Source organism: Citrobacter sp. wls717 (assembly GCF_005280955.1).
Classification (GTDB): domain Bacteria; phylum Pseudomonadota; class Gammaproteobacteria; order Enterobacterales; family Enterobacteriaceae; genus Citrobacter; species Citrobacter werkmanii.
The window spans coordinates 495,894-512,477 of the sequence record NZ_SZWW01000007.1 but is presented as its reverse complement, the minus strand read 5'-3'; the positions used below and the strand labels follow the sequence as shown (position 1 = coordinate 512,477).

The 16,584-nt window shown below is 52.0% G+C and carries 17 protein-coding genes; 11 read left to right on the top strand and 6 right to left on the bottom strand.

The genetic code is table 11. From position 1 onward, the window contains the following. Positions 1-3: 3 nt before the first annotated feature. The 4 genes from citX to rna all read left to right on the top strand — a co-directional run bounded on the left by citX (position 4) and on the right by rna (position 3,838). Entirely contained in the window at positions 4-558 is a 555-nt protein-coding gene (citX, locus tag FDX09_RS07095; protein WP_038638710.1) for a citrate lyase holo-[acyl-carrier protein] synthase, read from the top strand. Then, complete coding sequence (gene citG / locus FDX09_RS07090) at positions 527-1,432, top strand: triphosphoribosyl-dephospho-CoA synthase CitG (protein WP_137346979.1); 906 nt, start codon at positions 527-529, stop codon at positions 1,430-1,432. Before citX ends, citG begins: the two co-directional genes overlap by 32 nt. A 25-nt stretch (positions 1,433-1,457) precedes the next feature. Further along, on the top strand, positions 1,458-2,921 hold the full coding sequence (gene citT, locus FDX09_RS07085; protein ID WP_038638704.1) for a citrate/succinate antiporter CitT: 1,464 nt from the start codon (positions 1,458-1,460) through the stop codon (positions 2,919-2,921). Between the two features lie 110 nt (positions 2,922-3,031). Beyond that, positions 3,032-3,838, top strand: coding sequence for a ribonuclease I (rna, locus tag FDX09_RS07080; RefSeq protein WP_137346978.1), 807 nt, complete (start codon positions 3,032-3,034; stop codon positions 3,836-3,838). A gap of 41 nt (positions 3,839-3,879) precedes the next feature. Here rna and FDX09_RS07075 read toward each other — a convergent pair whose 3' ends face one another. Both FDX09_RS07075 and FDX09_RS07070 read right to left on the bottom strand, forming a co-directional pair. Next, complete coding sequence (locus tag FDX09_RS07075) at positions 3,880-4,503, bottom strand: flavin reductase family protein (protein WP_087857129.1); 624 nt, start codon at positions 4,501-4,503, stop codon at positions 3,880-3,882. Positions 4,504-4,599: 96 nt separating this feature from the next. Then, a complete protein-coding gene (locus tag FDX09_RS07070) occupies positions 4,600-5,430 on the bottom strand; it encodes an alpha/beta hydrolase (protein WP_137346977.1) in 831 nt (276 codons plus the stop codon). 276 nt (positions 5,431-5,706) lie between these two features. Between FDX09_RS07070 and rnk the strand changes: the two genes are divergently transcribed. Together rnk and uspG are read left to right on the top strand one after the other, a co-directional pair. After that, on the top strand, positions 5,707-6,117 hold the full coding sequence (gene rnk, locus FDX09_RS07065) for a nucleoside diphosphate kinase regulator (protein ID WP_005120853.1): 411 nt from the start codon (positions 5,707-5,709) through the stop codon (positions 6,115-6,117). Between the two features lie 188 nt (positions 6,118-6,305). Further along, positions 6,306-6,734 (top strand): universal stress protein UspG, encoded by a 429-nt coding sequence (uspG, locus tag FDX09_RS07060; RefSeq protein ID WP_016152215.1) that lies wholly within the window; start codon positions 6,306-6,308, stop codon positions 6,732-6,734. Between the two features lie 48 nt (positions 6,735-6,782). Here uspG and FDX09_RS07055 read toward each other — a convergent pair whose 3' ends face one another. The 4 genes from FDX09_RS07055 to FDX09_RS07040 all read right to left on the bottom strand — a co-directional run bounded on the left by FDX09_RS07055 (position 6,783) and on the right by FDX09_RS07040 (position 11,653). Further along, on the bottom strand, positions 6,783-7,733 hold the full coding sequence (locus FDX09_RS07055; protein ID WP_137346976.1) for a helix-turn-helix domain-containing protein: 951 nt from the start codon (positions 7,731-7,733) through the stop codon (positions 6,783-6,785). Between the two features lie 68 nt (positions 7,734-7,801). Further along, the gene (locus tag FDX09_RS07050; RefSeq protein ID WP_038638690.1) at positions 7,802-9,016 is read right to left on the bottom strand and encodes a CaiB/BaiF CoA-transferase family protein; all 1,215 of its coding nucleotides are present in this window, start codon (positions 9,014-9,016) and stop codon (positions 7,802-7,804) included. A gap of 32 nt (positions 9,017-9,048) precedes the next feature. Beyond that, on the bottom strand, positions 9,049-10,362 hold the full coding sequence (locus FDX09_RS07045; protein WP_085047529.1) for an MFS transporter: 1,314 nt from the start codon (positions 10,360-10,362) through the stop codon (positions 9,049-9,051). A gap of 124 nt (positions 10,363-10,486) precedes the next feature. After that, on the bottom strand, positions 10,487-11,653 hold the full coding sequence (locus FDX09_RS07040) for an acyl-CoA dehydrogenase family protein (protein WP_038638685.1): 1,167 nt from the start codon (positions 11,651-11,653) through the stop codon (positions 10,487-10,489). A 407-nt stretch (positions 11,654-12,060) separates the two neighbouring features. On the opposite strand from FDX09_RS07040, the gene FDX09_RS07035 reads away from it, so the two are divergent. Genes FDX09_RS07035 through FDX09_RS07015 form a run of 5 tightly spaced genes read left to right on the top strand, consistent with a single transcriptional unit; the run spans position 12,061 to position 16,577 of the window. Next, a complete protein-coding gene (locus FDX09_RS07035) occupies positions 12,061-13,206 on the top strand; it encodes an acyl-CoA dehydrogenase (protein ID WP_085047531.1) in 1,146 nt (381 codons plus the stop codon). Positions 13,207-13,217: 11 nt separating this feature from the next. After that, complete coding sequence (locus FDX09_RS07030) at positions 13,218-13,982, top strand: electron transfer flavoprotein (RefSeq protein WP_137346975.1); 765 nt, start codon at positions 13,218-13,220, stop codon at positions 13,980-13,982. 19 nt (positions 13,983-14,001) lie between these two features. After that, complete coding sequence (locus tag FDX09_RS07025) at positions 14,002-14,958, top strand: FAD-binding protein (RefSeq protein WP_137346974.1); 957 nt, start codon at positions 14,002-14,004, stop codon at positions 14,956-14,958. A 45-nt stretch (positions 14,959-15,003) separates the two neighbouring features. After that, entirely contained in the window at positions 15,004-16,296 is a 1,293-nt protein-coding gene (locus FDX09_RS07020; protein ID WP_137346973.1) for an FAD-dependent oxidoreductase, read from the top strand. Continuing rightward, positions 16,293-16,577 carry a ferredoxin gene (locus FDX09_RS07015; protein WP_069323141.1) on the top strand — a complete coding sequence of 95 codons (285 nt, stop codon included), beginning with the start codon at positions 16,293-16,295 and terminating at the stop codon, positions 16,575-16,577. Before FDX09_RS07020 ends, FDX09_RS07015 begins: the two co-directional genes overlap by 4 nt. Positions 16,578-16,584 lie beyond the last annotated feature (7 nt).

Sequence of the window (16,584 nt, the reverse complement as noted above, 5' to 3'; positions counted from 1 at the left end):
GCTATGCACCTGCTCCCTGAACACGCCACCTGCCACGCGGTTTCCATCCCTGAGCTGCTCGCCAGCCGAGATGAGAGACAAGCAAGGCAGCATGCCTGGCTCACGCGTCATCACGCGCCACTGGTCTCGTTTACCGTGGTCGCGCCAGGTCCGATTAAAGACAGCGAATTAACCCGTCGCATCTTTAATCACGGCGTCACCGCCCTGCTCGCGCTGGCGGAAAAATCCGCCTGGATTGTCAGGGAGCAAACTGCGCTGGTCTCTGCCAGCGGACCGGAAGGCCTGCTGGCCATAGAGGCTCCGGCCCAGGACCTCAAGCTCGCCACTATCGGACTTGAGCATTCACATCCGCTGGGACGGTTATGGGACATCGACGTCCTGAACCCTGAAGGGGAAATTCTGTCCCGGCGTCATTTCGCGCTCCCTGCCCGCCGCTGTCTGCTGTGCGAGCAAAGCGCTGCCGAATGCGCGCGAGGTAAAACTCACGCGCTTTCCGACTTACTCACTCAGATGGAGGCACTGCTGCATGATGCCGATTCCCGCAACATCAACTCATAACGCAGTTCTTCCTCTGGATCTGCCTGACGCTTACGCCACGCTGGCGTGGCGCGCCATGCTGACGGAAGTCAACCTGTCGCCTAAACCGGGTCTGGTGGATCGTATTAATAACGGCGCGCATAAAGATATGGCGCTGGAAGATTTTTATCGCAGTGCTGAAGCGATTCAGACATGGCTGCCGCGTTTTATCGAATACGGCGCATTTAGCGCACAGCAGTCGCCGGTAGATGTCCTGCCAGGACTACGTCCGCTGGGCATGGCCTGCGAAGCCGATATGTTTCGCGCTACTGCCGGAGTGAACACCCATAAAGGCAGCATCTTCTCGCTGGGATTACTGTGCGCCGCCATTGGCCGCCTGCTCCAGCTCCGCCTGAGCGTTACCGCTGAAACCCTTTGCTCTACGGCAGCAACATTTTGCCGTGGCCTGACCGAGCGCGAACTGCGCCAGAACAACCAACAACTCACGGCTGGCCAACGTCTTTATCAGCAACTGGGATTAACCGGCGCACGCGGCGAAGCCGAAGCAGGATATCCCCTCGTCATTCAGCATGCTCTGCCGCACTACCGTGCACTGCTGGCTGAGGGCCGCGATCCTGAACTGGCGTTACTCGATACGTTACTGCTGCTGATGTCTATCAACGGCGACACCAACGTGGCTTCCCGTGGTGGCGCAGAAGGTTTGCTCTGGCTACAGCAGCAGGCCTCCACGTTGTTACAACAAGGCGGGATTCGTACCCCTGCCGATCTCGAATACCTACGCCAGTTCGACCAACAGTGCATTGAACGCAACCTCAGTCCTGGAGGCTGCGCCGATCTGCTGATCGTCACATGGTTCTTAGCTCAGATTTCACAAGTTCATCATTATCACAATTAAAGATCCTTTCCGGAGAATCACACACATGTCTTTAGCAAAAGATAAAATTTGGAAGTTACTGGCCCCATTGGTAGTCATGGGCGTCATGTTTCTTATCCCCGTCCCTGATGGCATGCCCCCACAGGCATGGCACTATTTTGCCGTGTTCGTGGCCATGATTGTCGGGATGATTCTGGAGCCCATTCCGGCAACGGCAATCAGCTTTATCGCCGTGACGATCTGCGTTATCGGCAGTAACTATCTGCTGTTTGACGCATCCGAGCTGGCCGACCCGGCATTCAAAGCGGGTAAGCAAGCGCTGAAATGGGGTCTGGCGGGCTTCTCCAGCACCACCGTGTGGCTGGTGTTTGGCGCGTTTATTTTCGCACTGGGTTATGAAGTTACCGGCCTGGGTCGTCGTATCGCGCTGTTCATGGTGAAATTCATGGGTAAACGTACCCTGACGCTGGGCTATGCGATTGTTATTATCGACATCCTGCTGGCGCCGTTTACACCGTCCAACACCGCGCGTACCGGTGGTACCGTATTCCCGGTTATCAAAAACCTGCCGCCGCTGTTTAAATCATTCCCGAACGATCCTTCCGCGCGCCGTATCGGCGGATATCTGATGTGGATGATGGTCATCAGTACCAGCCTGAGCTCCTCTATGTTCGTGACCGGCGCGGCGCCGAACGTACTGGGTCTGGAATTCGTCAACAAAATTGCTGGCATTCAAATTAGTTGGCTGCAATGGTTCCTCAGCTTCCTGCCGGTCGGTATTATTTTGCTGATCGTTGCGCCGTGGCTGTCCTATGTTCTGTACAAACCAGAAGTCACTCACAGTGCTGAAGTTGCCGCATGGGCCGGTGAAGAACTGAAAACCATGGGTAAACTGACGCGTAAAGAGCTGACCCTGATCGGTCTGGTTCTGCTCAGCCTGGGTCTGTGGGTCTTCGGGGGTAAACTGATTGATGCCACCGCGGTGGGTCTGTTGGCGGTTTCCCTGATGCTGGCGCTACACGTTGTACCGTGGAAAGATATTACCCGCTATAACAGCGCATGGAACACACTGGTAAACCTCGCCACGCTGGTTGTTATGGCAAATGGTTTGACCCGTTCAGGCTTCATCGACTGGTTCGCTAACACCATGAGCACGCACCTGGAAGGCTTCTCACCTAACGCGACCGTGATCGTGCTGGTGCTGGTGTTCTACTTTGCTCACTACCTGTTCGCCAGCCTTTCCGCACACACCGCCACCATGCTGCCGGTTATTCTGGCGGTCGGTAAAGGTATCCCGGGCGTTCCAATGGAACATCTGTGTATCCTGCTGGTGCTGTCCATCGGTATCATGGGCTGCCTGACGCCGTATGCAACCGGCCCTGGCGTTATCATCTACGGTTGTGGTTATGTGAAGTCTAAAGACTACTGGCGTCTGGGAGCTATCTTCGGCGTTATCTACATCGCTATGCTTCTGCTGGTCGGCTGGCCGATTCTGGCAATGTGGAGCTAATCATCCCGGCTCACACCTGATGAAAATGATGCCAGTCAGCTAAACCTGACTGGCATTTTTTATGATTAAATAGATGATATTCAGAATTTATATAAGTATCCGAAATCATCATGACATCAACATGGCGTTATTCTTCTTTACTGGCAGCGCTTCTGCTGCCAGTTTCTGTGGCTCAGGCCGATGAACTTCAGGCAAAACAGTACGCTGATTTTGACCGTTACGTGCTGGCCCTCTCCTGGCAAACCGGTTTCTGTCAAAGCCAACACGAGCGTAATCGTCAGGAACCCGACGAATGTCGTCTGCAAAAAGAGATTGCAGACAAAGCGGATTTTCTGACCGTTCACGGCCTGTGGCCCAGCCTGCCAAAATCAATCGCCGCTCGCGGAGTAGATAACCGCCGCTGGATGCGTTTTGGCTGCGCAACGCGTCCCATTCCTAACCTGCCTGAAGCGCGCGCCAGCCGTAAATGTGCAGCGCCTGAAACCGGCCTGTCACTGGAGAGTGCGGCGAAACTGAGCGCGGTGATGCCAGGCGCTGGCGGAACATCCTGCCTGGAACGCTACGAGTATGCCAAACACGGCGCCTGTTTTGGTTTTGATCCCGACGTGTACTTTGGCACGATGGTGCGGCTGAATAATGAATTCAAAAACAGCGAAGCGGGCAAGTTCCTCGCGGATAACTACGGCAAAACCGTCAGCCGCAACGCATTTGACGCCGCTATCGCCAAAAACTGGGGCAAAGAGAACGTCAAAGCCGTGAAGCTAAGCTGCCACGGCAATCCGGCTTATCTCACAGAGATCCAGCTATCCCTGAAAGCCGACACCATCAATCAACCGCTATCTGCGCAGTCATTCTTACCGCAGCCGCATCCGGGTAACTGCGGTAAACAGTTTATTATCGACAAGGTTGGATACTGAAAATCACGACCGACGCGCAAGCCGGGCGTCGGTCTGCATGCTTAGCGTTGCAAACGGGCGTCCGGGCGAACCAGATCAAAACGGTGTGTTTCACTGATTGAATAGTACGCCGTGGGTCCACCCGCACGCAGTACCGGCTTCGCTTTCGCCGTCTGGTAGATGCCTTCTTCCAGTAGCGTTTCGTCTATATGGATGCCCACCACTTCTCCCAGCACCAGCCAGGTTTCTACAGGCGCGCCGTCAGCAGTGGTCAGTTGCAGAGTTTGCGATAAACGGCACTCAAAATTAACCGGGCTTTGCGCCACGCGCGGCACGCTGACAATCCGGCTGTCGGCTTTATTCAGCCCAGCGGCAAAAAACTCGTCCTCGCCGTGCGGCAAGCTGGCAGACGTTTCATTCATCGCACCAGCCAGTTCAAGGGTGGTCAGGTTCCAGACAAACTCACCGGTTTCGACAATATTCCGCACGCTGTCTTTCCAGCCGCTGCTGGCAAAACCAATAATCGGCGGATGGTAGTTAAAGCAATTAAAGAAACTGTATGGCGCCAGGTTATGTCGCCCGTTACTATCGCGCGACGCAATCCAGCCAATGGGGCGCGGTCCAATGATGGCATTTAGCGGGTCGTGCGGTAAGCCGTGTCCCTGTGATGGTTGATAGAAATACATAGCCTTCTCTGGTGTCATTAACGGTAGCGCAGCACGAATTATGCTTCGCTCATCTCCCTGGAAAAAGAAGATCAGCGTAGAACAATCCGTTAAAGATTACGACTGAATAAAGTTGAGCAGATCGCCATTGATCTGCTGTTTATGGGTGGTGCAAATACCGTGAGAACCACCGGCATATACCTTCAACTGCGCATCCGGCAATATTTCTGCCGCGACCTTGCCGCAGGTTTCAAACGGGACAATCTGATCGTCATCGCCGTGGATCACCAGCGTCGGGATGGTCATTTTTTCGAGATCGCCACGCAGGTCTGTTTCTGAAAACGCATGAATGCAGTCGTACAACGCTTTGATGGACCCTTGTAAGCCCTGTTCAACAAAACTTTCCCGGACGGCTTTCGACTCTTTTGCGCCCGGACGGTTATAACCATAGAATGCCGCGGTCAGTTCATAGAAGAAGGCGGCGCGATCGTTCACTACCCCTTCCCGGATGCCATCAAACACCTCTTTCAGCACGCCATTCGGGTTAAAGTCGGTCTTGATCATGATGGGCGTCACCGCGCCAATTAACACCGCTTTTGCCACCCGCTGCGTCCCATGGCGGCCAATATAACGCGCCACTTCCCCACCGCCGGTAGAGTGCCCAACATGCACGGCATCTTTAAGATTGAGATGCGCGGTAAGTTCAGCCAGATCGTCAGCATACTGATCCATATTGTGGCCATCCCACGGTTGGGCCGAGCGGCCATGTCCGCGCCTGTCATGGGCGATCACACGAAATCCTTTCGACCCAAGAAACAGCATCTGATCCTCAAACGCATCTGCTGTCAGCGGCCAACCATGACTGAACACGATGGGCTGTCCAGTTCCCCAGTCTTTAAAATGCAAATAGCTGCCGTCTTTTAAGGTAAGTTTGTCGTACTGGCTCATGAGATCTCCTGTAGCGGAACACTGAGTTGTATTGACGCACCCGCAACGAGCGCTTAAAAAGCATAATGCAAATTGGAGAACGATCACGTTTTTCGGCTAAAATCACACCATATGCGACAATATTGATGATTTACCTGAATGTGAACTAAATCACTTCAAACATGGGGTAAGTCTCAGTATCATCATACAAGCTAAACCCTTGCCGCCTGACGGTGAGGGTTTTCTTTTGGGATTATTTACCTGCGCACCCGCAGTATCGACGACATGGAGTAATAAATGTCCAGACCAACTATCATCATTAACGACCTCGATGCGGAACGCATTGACCGCCTGTTGGAGCAACCTGCGTTTGCTGGTTTACCCATTGCCGACGCCCTGAACGCCGAGCTGGATCGCGCGCAAATGTGTTCTCCAGAAACCATGCCGCACGATGTCGTGACCATGAACAGCCGCGTGAAATTCCGCAATCTGAGTGATGGCGAAGTCCGTGTGCGTACCCTGGTGTATCCGGCTAATATGACTGACAGCAGCACACAGCTTTCCGTTATGGCGCCTGTTGGCGCGGCACTGCTGGGCCTGCGCGTTGGCGACACCATTCACTGGGAACTGCCGGGCGGTACATCAACACACCTCGAAGTCATCGAGCTTGAGTACCAACCAGAAGCTGCGGGCGACTACCTGCGCTAACTCTGTCTTATCAAAGCTATTCGCTTTATCTTGCAGGGGATGCATCTGCATCCTCTTTCCGGTTACTCCTCATCTCCCCGCTCCTCACGTTATTTCCTGTTCGCAAAACATAAATCTGTGCCGTGACTGACAGAATCATTTTTAATACTATGCTGTTATGTGTTCATGTAATGACAAGGAGAATGTTTATGTACAACACAATCATAATGCCTGTTGATGTATTCGAAATGGAACTGAGTGACAAGGCTATTCGCCATGCAGAATTCCTGGCACAGGAAAACGGCGTTATCCATCTGCTGCATGTGCTGCCAGGCTCAGCGAGCTTAAGCCTGCACCGCTTTGCGGCAGACGTTCGTCGTTTTGAAGAGCATCTGCAACACGAAGCGGAAACGCGTCTGCAAACAATGGTCGGTCACTTCAGCATCGATCCCTCCCGCATTAAACAACACGTGCGCTTTGGTAGCGTCCGTGACGTGGTCAACGAGTTGGGTGAAGAGTTGAATGCGGATGTGGTGGTCATTGGGTCACGTAACCCGTCCATCAGTACCCACCTGCTCGGCTCAAACGCCTCCAGCGTTGTCCGCCACGCCACTCTGCCGGTACTGGTTGTCCGTTAACTGCGTCTGATTTACTGTAACAACCCCACCCGTCTTACGGGTGGGGGGTTATTGCGTAATGCACTCTTTCTCATCAGCAGCGCCCATAACCTGGCACACCTCCCCTGTAGATATTTTTTGTAAGGCCAACTCCCTGTACTGTCCTGGGCTGACACCCGTATGTTTATGGAAAAAACGCGTAAAGTAGGCTTCATCATTGAATCCTAAAAAAGCCGCAAGCTGCTTTATCGTCTTAGAGGTGTAGACCAGCTCCTGTTGGGCTTCCTGCAGTACGCGCATATTAATCACATCCAGGCTGGACATGCCTAATGTTATCCGGCATAAGCGCGACAGATGCCCCGGGGACATACCCATCTCTTCAGAATAATCATTAACGGTCAGCCGCTGGCGAAAGCGCTGATCCACCAGCTGGAGGAATTTGTTTATTTGTGAGGCTTTACGCGAGCAGATATCAAATTTCTGCTGTTCTTCTGTCAGGGTACTGATACGCGTGAGGTGAACCAGGATGGAAATAAAAATCGAAATGCACATTGCCTTATGATTAACCCTCGGTTTCTGCATCTCTTTTTGTAAAGACTGATAAAAACCCTGAATAATTTTCCCGTCTTCTGGGGAGCCATCGAGGGGGATTACGCAGGGCTTATGCATCAGAGTGAGAACGTTGGGCGCCAATAATCCCATTACCGACTCCATTGGCCCTTGTGAGGCAGTGATCGTCATCCCTTCCGTACCGGGTCGGTAATCAAAACCGTGAACGGTCTGCGCAGGTACAAGGATGAGACCCGGCCCCTTCAACTTCATCCGGGTGTAATTCATTAAAACATCAACCTCGCCACTCTGAATAAAGAGGGTCTGAATCAATGAGTCATGAATATGCGGGCTGGCTTTCCAGTTCAGGGGTTTTGAACGCAATGAGATCATTTCTACATTAAAGAAATTTTCCCAGCCTGGTTCCGACTGCTCGCCATATAACGCATAAGTAGGAATGGTCGTTGTCATCAATGCTTCCCCACCCAATCAAATGGACCCGCCAGGCGGCAACGGTGTCATCCCCTGGCGGGCTAAGGTTATGCGGGCATAATGACCGCGCCGTCAGCATTCAAACGCGCTATCTCCTCGACAGAATATCCGTATTCCAAAAGAATTTGCTGCGAATCATGCCCTAATCTGCGGGATGGACGAATTTGTGCAGGCCCCATACTGCCAATGTTCACAGGAGGGGTCACCAGCACGCGTCGGTTACCAGTGATATATTCAACATTTCTCAGACAGTCCGTCGCCCACGCCTGCTCATCGTCAAGGATTTCATCAGGCGTGAAGCCTTTCTCATGAGCAAAGTCGTTTTGTTTTAACATCTGCATCATTTCATCAAGCGAGCGTTTAGCGACCTGCTCACTGATGATCCTGATAATATCCCGGTTACGTCCATGCAGATTGACATCGGCAATACGACAAAACTCGGGACTGTCGACCAAATCTTCGCGACCAAGTAGCGTCATGAACTTATTGAAAAAGCGATCGTACTCTGGGATACAAATTACCATCCAGCGACCATCACGGGTTTTATAGGTATTGTTGAACGGGTTCGCGACTTCACAACGGGATTTAGGATATACGTTGCCGTATTGCGCCGATGTGACGGCAATACTCATCATAAACAACGCGGTATGATGCAGACTCACAGTGACCTTATCCCCCTGTCCGGAGAGCGTACGACCATATAACGCCGCGCAGACACCCGAAACAAGACACATGGAGGCCTGGAAATCGCCAAACCCATTAACTGAGTTAATCGGCGTTTCCCCCCGTTCGTTTGTCGACCCCAGGATCCCTCCCCGGCAAACATAGGCCGTCGCATCAAACCCTGCGGTATCTTTTTCTGGTCCTTGCTCACCGTACCCCAGAATCTGAGCGAAAATTAAACGAGGGAAACGCAGGTGCAACTCTTCCCATGAGAACCCCAGCCGCTCCAGCGCTTTCGTCCGATAGCTGGTCACTACCACATCAGCGGTGGAAAGAATACGCCAGGCAATTTCTTTCGCTCGCTCCTGTTTCAAATTCAGGCACAGAAAACGCTTATTGGCATTGGAAATATCAAATGCCGGATTCTCATCATCTTCATACGGCATATTAAAAACTGACGCCTGCGTACGACCAGGATCGCCGATAGGCGGTTCGATTTTGATCACATCCGCCCCCCAATCACCTAAAATACGCGCTACCGTTGGCGCAGCCAGAAATGATGTCAGATCAACGACCTTAACGCCCTCTAATGGTCTCATACGTCATATTCCCTCAATAATGAGTAGCCTGTTTAACCGGCAAATCCTTTACGGCCACCGGCGCTTACGCGTGCTAATTTCTTTTCTATTGGCCGAATGCGCGCAATTAACATAAAGAATGCTCCGACAATCGCCACGCCCGCGCCCAGATACAGTGCGTACTCGTACTGACCACCGGAGACATCAATCACCCAGCCAGCGAGTACAGGCGAGAGAATACCCGCCAACGTCCCGAACACCCCGTTCAGCCCGACCAACATACCGGTGTCTTTTTGCGAGAAAATAATAGGAATTGAAAAGTGTGCAGCCATCGTGAAGCACAGGAAGAAGTTCGACGCAGAGATAAGCGTGGCGGCACTCCACAAGCTATTTGCCTGAGTGCCGAGGATCAAAAATACCCCAGCTAATAATAACCCCAGTACCGGAGAAATCTTACGTCCGACGTTTTGTCCAAATCGACGACATGCGGCATCAGTAACTACGCCCCCCAGCGGATAGGCAAAGATTGCCACCAGATACGGCAGCATAGAAAAAATCGCGCTTTGTTTGAGATCGATTCCACGCCCCATAGCAAAGTAGGTTGGCAGCCAGGTCATGAAGAGAAAAAAGAGGTAATTGGTACAAAAGTAACATAAGGCGCATGCCCAGACTGAAGGGGTTGCCAGAATATCGCCTTTACTTAGCGGCTCATTTTGTGTGGCCGGAGAGATTTCAGTAGAGACTTGCCCAGCCAGAATATAGTCTCGTTCACCCTGGGTGATAAATGTATCCTGTTGCGGACGGTTGCTGCCGAGCTTCCACCACAGCAGACACCACAGTACGCCGGGTACCGATACAACGTAAAACACGGCCTGCCAGTCCCAGCGTTGGACTATCCATGCAGCCAGAACCATGGCAACGGCAATACCAGTAGGGCAACCTATCTGCAATAATCCTGTCGCCATTCCGGCTTCATGCTTAGGTACCCATTTTGCCGCCAGTGAAAAGTTAGCCGGCACAAGCAACCCTTGGCCAATCCCGACCAGAATACGCAGCAACATCATGATGCCCAGCGTTGATCCTAACGGCGTTAGAAATGTGAAAACTGCCCACCATAATGTTCCGGTCACCAAAACGACCCCGCCGCCGAACCTGTCCGCCAGTAAACCCGCGGGTAACATTGTGACGGCATAGCCAATGAAAAACGCCGTGGATACCCAGCCAAACTGCATAGCGCTCCAGCCATATTCCTGCATTAATGCAGGCCCACACATCGACATCCCACTTCGCGCCACAAACATGACGAAATAATCAATAATGAGCAGGACAATAATGCCCCAGCGTCTGTTCCCTGGTGATGTACTCATAGGTCACTCTCGCAAAAAAGCAAAAATGGCCGTAGCCACAGGATAAACAGCGACGTACGACCAAAACTGAGGTTAGTGTCCCGTAAAATCGGCTAACCTCTGACACGGTGCAAACGCCCCCGGACTAGCGAATCTCACCACCTGCGGCAATCAATGGGCGTGCGATAGTCAGTCGCTGCACGGTACGTGGGCCTTCTTCAAACCACAGGGCACGAGCATCGCGGTACATCCTTTCTACCGGGCCATACGGGTTATCTTCGAAATAGCCAATACCACCAAAGATTTCGAGACAGCTATCCGATACCGTACGCACGGTATCAATGCCGTGCAGTTTGCACATGGCTGAAACCATCTCAATATCTTCGCCACGGTCGAATTTTTGCGCACAGTCGCGCAGCATGACGCGCAGCGCATGTACCTGCGTGCCCATATCCGCCAGCGTTTGTTGAATCGCCTGGCGAGAAACGAGAGCCTTACCGAAAGTCACACGATCTTTTGCTCTGGCAATCGCCAGCTCCAGGAAGCGCTGTGACATGCCAAGGCAGGTTACGGCAATCATGGCGCGTGAATGCGCCAGCGCATTCATGAAAATATCCAGGCCATCGCCCTCTTTCCCCATAATGTTATGCGCAGGGACTTCGCAGTTTTCAAAACGCAGATAAGCATGACCCGCGCCACGGCACCCCATCATGTGCGGCATAGGATCAATATAATAACCGGGGGTATTCGTTTCGATAAAGAATGCTGTTAAGCCACCCTTTTTACGCTTATTCTCATCCGTAACCGCAATAACATAGCTCCCATCGGATATATCCGTATGAGATATCAACGTCTTAGTTCCGTTAAGAATATATTTATCCCCTTTTTTAACCGCGGTAGTACGAATATCTGCACCCGAGCCGCAATCCGCCTCAGTTAATGCAAAGTTAATATACGCATCTTTATTTGCCAGCAGCGGTAACCATTTAGCACGCAAATCTTCTGCGCCATGATCGTACATAATTCGCCAGTTCAATCCGTTGGCGTGGTGCAGGTTCATACGCATCCCACCAGGCCCGCGGCAAAACTCTTCCATCACCGAAAAGAACTGTTCGCAGTTGAGTCCCATACCGCCAAATTCTTCAGGCATTGCCAGACGAAACAGATCGTTTTTACGGCAAACGTCGTAATAAGAGTCAGGAAAGACATTCGTCCGCTCAACTTCCAGTTGAATTTCTTCCAGCTCAGTTTCGGTAACCTTTCTGACTTTTTTCTTCAATGCTTCCAGTTGCTGCTGAGATAAAATGGACATATACCAACCCCACTCCACGTTGAATACTCAGGTAAGAATGCAGGCCATAAGAATATGAATATATAAAAGATAAGATATTCTAACCAACCTGTTTCCATGAATTAACGTGATGGATTATAAAAATAAAATTCGTCCTCCTGACATTGACAGATTTAACCAAAAACAGGACAAATCGAACATCACCAAAACCCAGCGCTTATTTCTGAACCCGCATCACAAAAACATACTAAATGCTCCTTTTGTCCAGGACGTTGTTAAATATGTCTATGCATCATTAATGCCCGCTGAATTTATTCTCCTCATACCAATTATTCTGCAAGTCGGCGTCCAGGCACGATCAGAATATAAAGAAATGAACATCGTCCGAAACATCAATTCTTATCAGCAGGCATCATTGAGGAGACACCATGGACTTTAGCCTGACCGAAGAGCAGGAACTGCTTTTAGCCAGTATCCGCGAACTGATAACACGAGATTTTCCCGAAGAATATTTCAAGACCTGTGATGAAAATGGCGCCTTCCCCAGCAAGTTCTTTCAGGCATTGGCCGCAAGCGGCGTGGGGCTGTTAGGCATTCCAGAAGAACTCGGCGGCATCCCCGCCGATATGATGACGCAAGTGCTGGTTCTGGAGGAAATCGCGCGCATGGGGGCTCCCGCCTACATTATGACGGAAGGCCAATGCATCCATAATATGCAGCGCTTTGGCAATGCAGAACAGTTGGCGAAAACGGCTGAAGTCGGGCTGACCGGGATCCCTGCCTATTCACTCGCCTTCACCGAGCCGCAGGCGGGATCGGATAATAACCGCGTCGCCACAACCTATACCCGAAGAAATGGCAAAGTTTATCTGAACGGGCAAAAAACGTTCATCACGGGCGCCAAAGATTACCCATACATGCTGGTGCTGGCACGCAATCCCGAACCGGAAGATCCGAAGCGTTGCTTCACCCTGTGGTGGGTGGATCCAAACATGCCGGGCGTTAAGCGTAATAGCCTGCACAAAATCGGCTGGCACATGGTCAGCAACTGTGAGGTTTTTCTCGATAACGTTGAACTGGAAGAAAGCGCGATGGTGGGCCGCGAAGGTTACGGCTTCATTCACATGATGGAAAACTTCGATATTGAACGTCTCGTCATCGCCGCACACTCGCTGGGTGTGGCGGAATGCGCCTTTGAAGATGCCGCCCGCTACGCCAACCAACGTATTCAGTTCGATAAAAATATCGGCCAGTTCCAGATGATTCAGCTCAAGCTGACCCAAATGGCGATAAAAATCCAAAACATGAAAAACATGGTCTATCGCACGGCATGGGAATGTGACAACGATTTACCCATGCGCCTGTCCGCGCCGATGTGCAAATTGTATTGCGCACAGTCAGCCTGTGAAGTCATTGACGATGCGATGCAGATTTTAGGTGGCCTTGGTTACACCAATGACAGCCGGGTATCCCGCTTCTGGCGAGATACCCGTGTTAACCGCATCGGTGGCGGTACTGACGAGATTATGGTGTATATCTCAGCCCGCCAGATCCTGAAACAGTATGAAAAATAATAGGATACGTCATGAAATTACTTGCCTGTTATAAATTGGTCGCGGAAGAACAAGACATCACTATCACCGCCGACAGAACGCTGGACACAACGCGTGCTGGAGAAAAAATCAGCCCATTCGACCTCAATGCTATTGAAGAGGCCGTCCTGCTGGCCGGTGAAAACGATGAAGTCATAGCCCTGTGCGTTGGCGGTCAGGCGCTGGATAACGCCAAACTGCGAAAAGATTTGCTCTCCCGAGGTCCTCATGGACTCTACCTGGTGCGCGACGAGCGGCTGTCAACTGCGCTTGCGCACGAAACCTCCCGGGTCATTGCCGCAGCAGCGAAGAAAATCGGTTTTGATCTGCTGCTGTGTGGCGAAGGCTCTGGCGATCTCTATGCACAGCAAACCGGGCTGCGTGTCGGGGAAATGCTTCATCTGCCCACCGTCAATGCCGTCAGCCACATTGAAATCCATGACGGCTACGTTACGGTCGAACGCACACTGGAAAATGAAATAGAGATTATTGATGTGCCGCTTCCTGCCGTCTTGTGCGTCACGTCAGATATTAATGAACCGCGTATTCCTTCCATGAAAGCGATTCTCGGCGCAGGGAAAAAGCCCGTTACCCAATGGACGGCCGATGACATCGGCTGGTCGCCGGTGTCTCCCGAGGCCGAAATGGTCAATATTTATGCCCCGCAGCAGGCAGAACGTAAACACATCATCATTGAAGGCGACGGCGCAGAAGATATCGCTCTCCTGGCAGAGCATCTCAATAAAGTGCTGAACTGAAGACAACGGAGAAGCTGGAATGAGCAAAATCAATCAGGTATGGGTAGTGAGTGACAGCGCCGACCGTTACGCGGATCTCCTTGCAGGAGCAAAGCAGTTCGGTGAACACGTGAGTGCGGTCATCTGGGATGAGAGCGAGGCTTTGCAGGTACAACATGCCGACGCGGTGTACGTCCTGAGCGGAAAGTCAGAACAGCAACGATTAGAAAACTATGCAGAAACCCTCGCGGCCCTGATACAAAATACCGAAAAAGACGACAGTGAGCTCAGGACGGAAACATTAATCCTGCTGGCGGCAACCCGACGAGGAAAAAGCCTGGCGGCCAGGCTTAGCATCCTGCTGCAATCAGCGCTGATTAATGATGCCACCAGCCTGGCGCTGGAGAATGGCGAACTGTATGCCGAACATCGAATGTATGGCGGTCTGGCGTTTGGTCGGGAAAAAATTAACACACCTACGGCTATCGTGACCGTTTCGAGTGGCGTATTCGAGCCGCTGGAAGCAAATGCGCCGCATCAGCTTGCTCCCATGCCCGTCAGCTATATCCCACCGCAACATGAGCTTTTATGCAAAGCGCGCCGGGCAAAATCGGTCAGCAGCATCGATCTCAGTAAAGCCCGTCGTGTCGTCGGTATTGGGCGTGGCTTAGCGGCCAAAGACGATCTGCATATGATCTGGGATTTAGCCGCTGCGCTGAATGCGGAAGTCGGCTGCTCTCGCCCCATTGCTGAAGGTGAGCACTGGATGGATCGTGAACGTTACATTGGCGTTTCTGGCGTACTGCTTAAAACCGATGTGTATCTGGCGCTGGGCATCTCAGGGCAGATACAGCACATGGTCGGCGGTAATGGCGCCAAAACCATTGTCGCCATTAATAAAGATAAGAATGCGCCAATCTTTCAGTACGCCGACTACGGGCTGGTAGGCGATATATATAAAGTCGTCCCGGCATTAACGGAACTGCTGCAGCACTAACATTTAACGCCGCCATCCCGAATGGCGGCAACAGGAGCAAAAGCGATGTCGGACGAAAAATTTGACGCCATTGTTGTCGGCGCAGGCATCTCAGGCTGCATCGCCGCTTATGTAATGGCAAAAGCAGGACTGGATGTGCTGGTCATTGAGCGTGGTGATACTGCGGGCAGTAAAAATATGACCGGAGGACGACTCTACACGCACAGCCTGGAAGAAATTATGCCGGGTTTTACCCATATAGCCCCCGTTGAAAGAAAAGTAGTCAGGGAGCGAATTTCCTTTCTTACAACAGAAAGCGCTGTCACGCTGGACTATCTCGCGAGCCCCCCCCAACAGGCCCCGGTCGCAGAATCATGGACGGTGCTTCGCCGCACATTTGACAGTTGGCTCATGGCGCAAGCAGAAGCCGTTGGCGCTCAGTTCATCACCGGCGTCAGAGTAGATTCACTGATTCGTCAAAATGGACGAGTGACGGGAGTTCAGGCCGGAGACGATACCCTGGAGGCAAATGTGGTTCTCCTCGCCGACGGTGTAAATTCTCTGCTGGGCCGCGCTATCGGTATGGTGCCAGAATCATCGCCGCACCATTATGCCATTGGTGTGAAGGAGGTGATTTCACTGCCATCCGCACAAATTCAGCAGCGCTTCGGGCTAACAGGTAACGAAGGCGCTGCCTGGCTGTTTGCCGGTTCACCGTCAGACGGATTAATGGGCGGCGGTTTCTTGTATACCAATCGCGATACGCTTTCACTGGGTCTGGTATGCGGCCTCGACGGTATCGAGCATGCCCGTAAAACCGTGCCGCAAATGCTGGAAGACTTCAAACAGCATCCTGCTATCCGTCCGCTAATCGAAGGCGGTACGCTACAGGAATATTCCGCGCATCTGGTGCCGGAAGGCGGGATAGATATGGTTCCAACGTTAGTCGAGAACGGAGTGATGATTGTCGGTGATGCGGCCGGAATGTGTCTGAATCTGGGCTATACCGTGCGGGGCATGGATCTCGCCATCACAGCAGCCAATGTGGCGGCGCAAACGGTCATTGCCGCGAAAAATGCCAATGATTTCAGTAAAGGAAAACTCCAGGCTTATCCCAACGCACTGGAGAAAAGCGCGGTGTTACGCGATATGCGCCACTACCGCCGCCTCCCTGCAATGATGGAGAACCCGCGAATTTTTCAACAATATCCGCAAATGGCAACCGATCTCATGGCGTCTCTGTTTACCGTCAACGGCAAGGCCCCTGCTTCACTGTGCTCGACAGTATTAGCGCACGGCAAAAAAATCGGATTAATTAATCTCTTAAAAGACGGCATTAAAGGAGTTCGCGCATTATGAATACCGTGAACGTCGATGTGAAATTGGGCACGAATAAATTCAGGGTCGATGAAAGCCATCCCCATATTGTCCTGGTGGAAAACCCCGATCCAGAGCAGTTCCGTAAACTGATCCTCGCCTGCCCCGCCGGATTATATCGCCAGGATGACGCTGGCAATATTCACTTTGATTATGCTGGCTGCCTCGAATGCGGCACATGCCGGGTGCTGTGTTCACACACCATTCTACAAAAATGGGAATATCCACAAGGAACGTTTGGCGTTGAATTTCGCTTCGGCTAACCCCCTG

Excerpts from the sequence above, each read along its gene's own strand:
- FDX09_RS07025 (WP_137346974.1), top strand. The coding sequence starts at position 14,002 with ATGAGCAAAATCAATCAGGTATGGGTAGTGAGTGACAGCGCCGACCGT.
- citX (WP_038638710.1), top strand. The coding sequence starts at position 4 with ATGCACCTGCTCCCTGAACACGCCACCTGCCACGCGGTTTCCATCCCT.
- rna (WP_137346978.1), top strand. The coding sequence starts at position 3,032 with ATGACATCAACATGGCGTTATTCTTCTTTACTGGCAGCGCTTCTGCTG.
- FDX09_RS07050 (WP_038638690.1), bottom strand. The coding sequence starts at position 9,016 with ATGAGACCATTAGAGGGCGTTAAGGTCGTTGATCTGACATCATTTCTG.
- FDX09_RS07045 (WP_085047529.1), bottom strand. The coding sequence starts at position 10,362 with ATGAGTACATCACCAGGGAACAGACGCTGGGGCATTATTGTCCTGCTC.
- FDX09_RS07070 (WP_137346977.1), bottom strand. The coding sequence starts at position 5,430 with ATGAGCCAGTACGACAAACTTACCTTAAAAGACGGCAGCTATTTGCAT.
- uspG (WP_016152215.1), top strand. The coding sequence starts at position 6,306 with ATGTACAACACAATCATAATGCCTGTTGATGTATTCGAAATGGAACTG.
- FDX09_RS07075 (WP_087857129.1), bottom strand. The coding sequence starts at position 4,503 with ATGTATTTCTATCAACCATCACAGGGACACGGCTTACCGCACGACCCG.
- rnk (WP_005120853.1), top strand. The coding sequence starts at position 5,707 with ATGTCCAGACCAACTATCATCATTAACGACCTCGATGCGGAACGCATT.
- citG (WP_137346979.1), top strand. The coding sequence starts at position 527 with ATGATGCCGATTCCCGCAACATCAACTCATAACGCAGTTCTTCCTCTG.
- FDX09_RS07030 (WP_137346975.1), top strand. The coding sequence starts at position 13,218 with ATGAAATTACTTGCCTGTTATAAATTGGTCGCGGAAGAACAAGACATC.
- FDX09_RS07040 (WP_038638685.1), bottom strand. The coding sequence starts at position 11,653 with ATGTCCATTTTATCTCAGCAGCAACTGGAAGCATTGAAGAAAAAAGTC.
- FDX09_RS07055 (WP_137346976.1), bottom strand. The coding sequence starts at position 7,733 with ATGACAACGACCATTCCTACTTATGCGTTATATGGCGAGCAGTCGGAA.
- FDX09_RS07035 (WP_085047531.1), top strand. The coding sequence starts at position 12,061 with ATGGACTTTAGCCTGACCGAAGAGCAGGAACTGCTTTTAGCCAGTATC.
- FDX09_RS07020 (WP_137346973.1), top strand. The coding sequence starts at position 15,004 with ATGTCGGACGAAAAATTTGACGCCATTGTTGTCGGCGCAGGCATCTCA.
- citT (WP_038638704.1), top strand. The coding sequence starts at position 1,458 with ATGTCTTTAGCAAAAGATAAAATTTGGAAGTTACTGGCCCCATTGGTA.
- FDX09_RS07015 (WP_069323141.1), top strand. The coding sequence starts at position 16,293 with ATGAATACCGTGAACGTCGATGTGAAATTGGGCACGAATAAATTCAGG.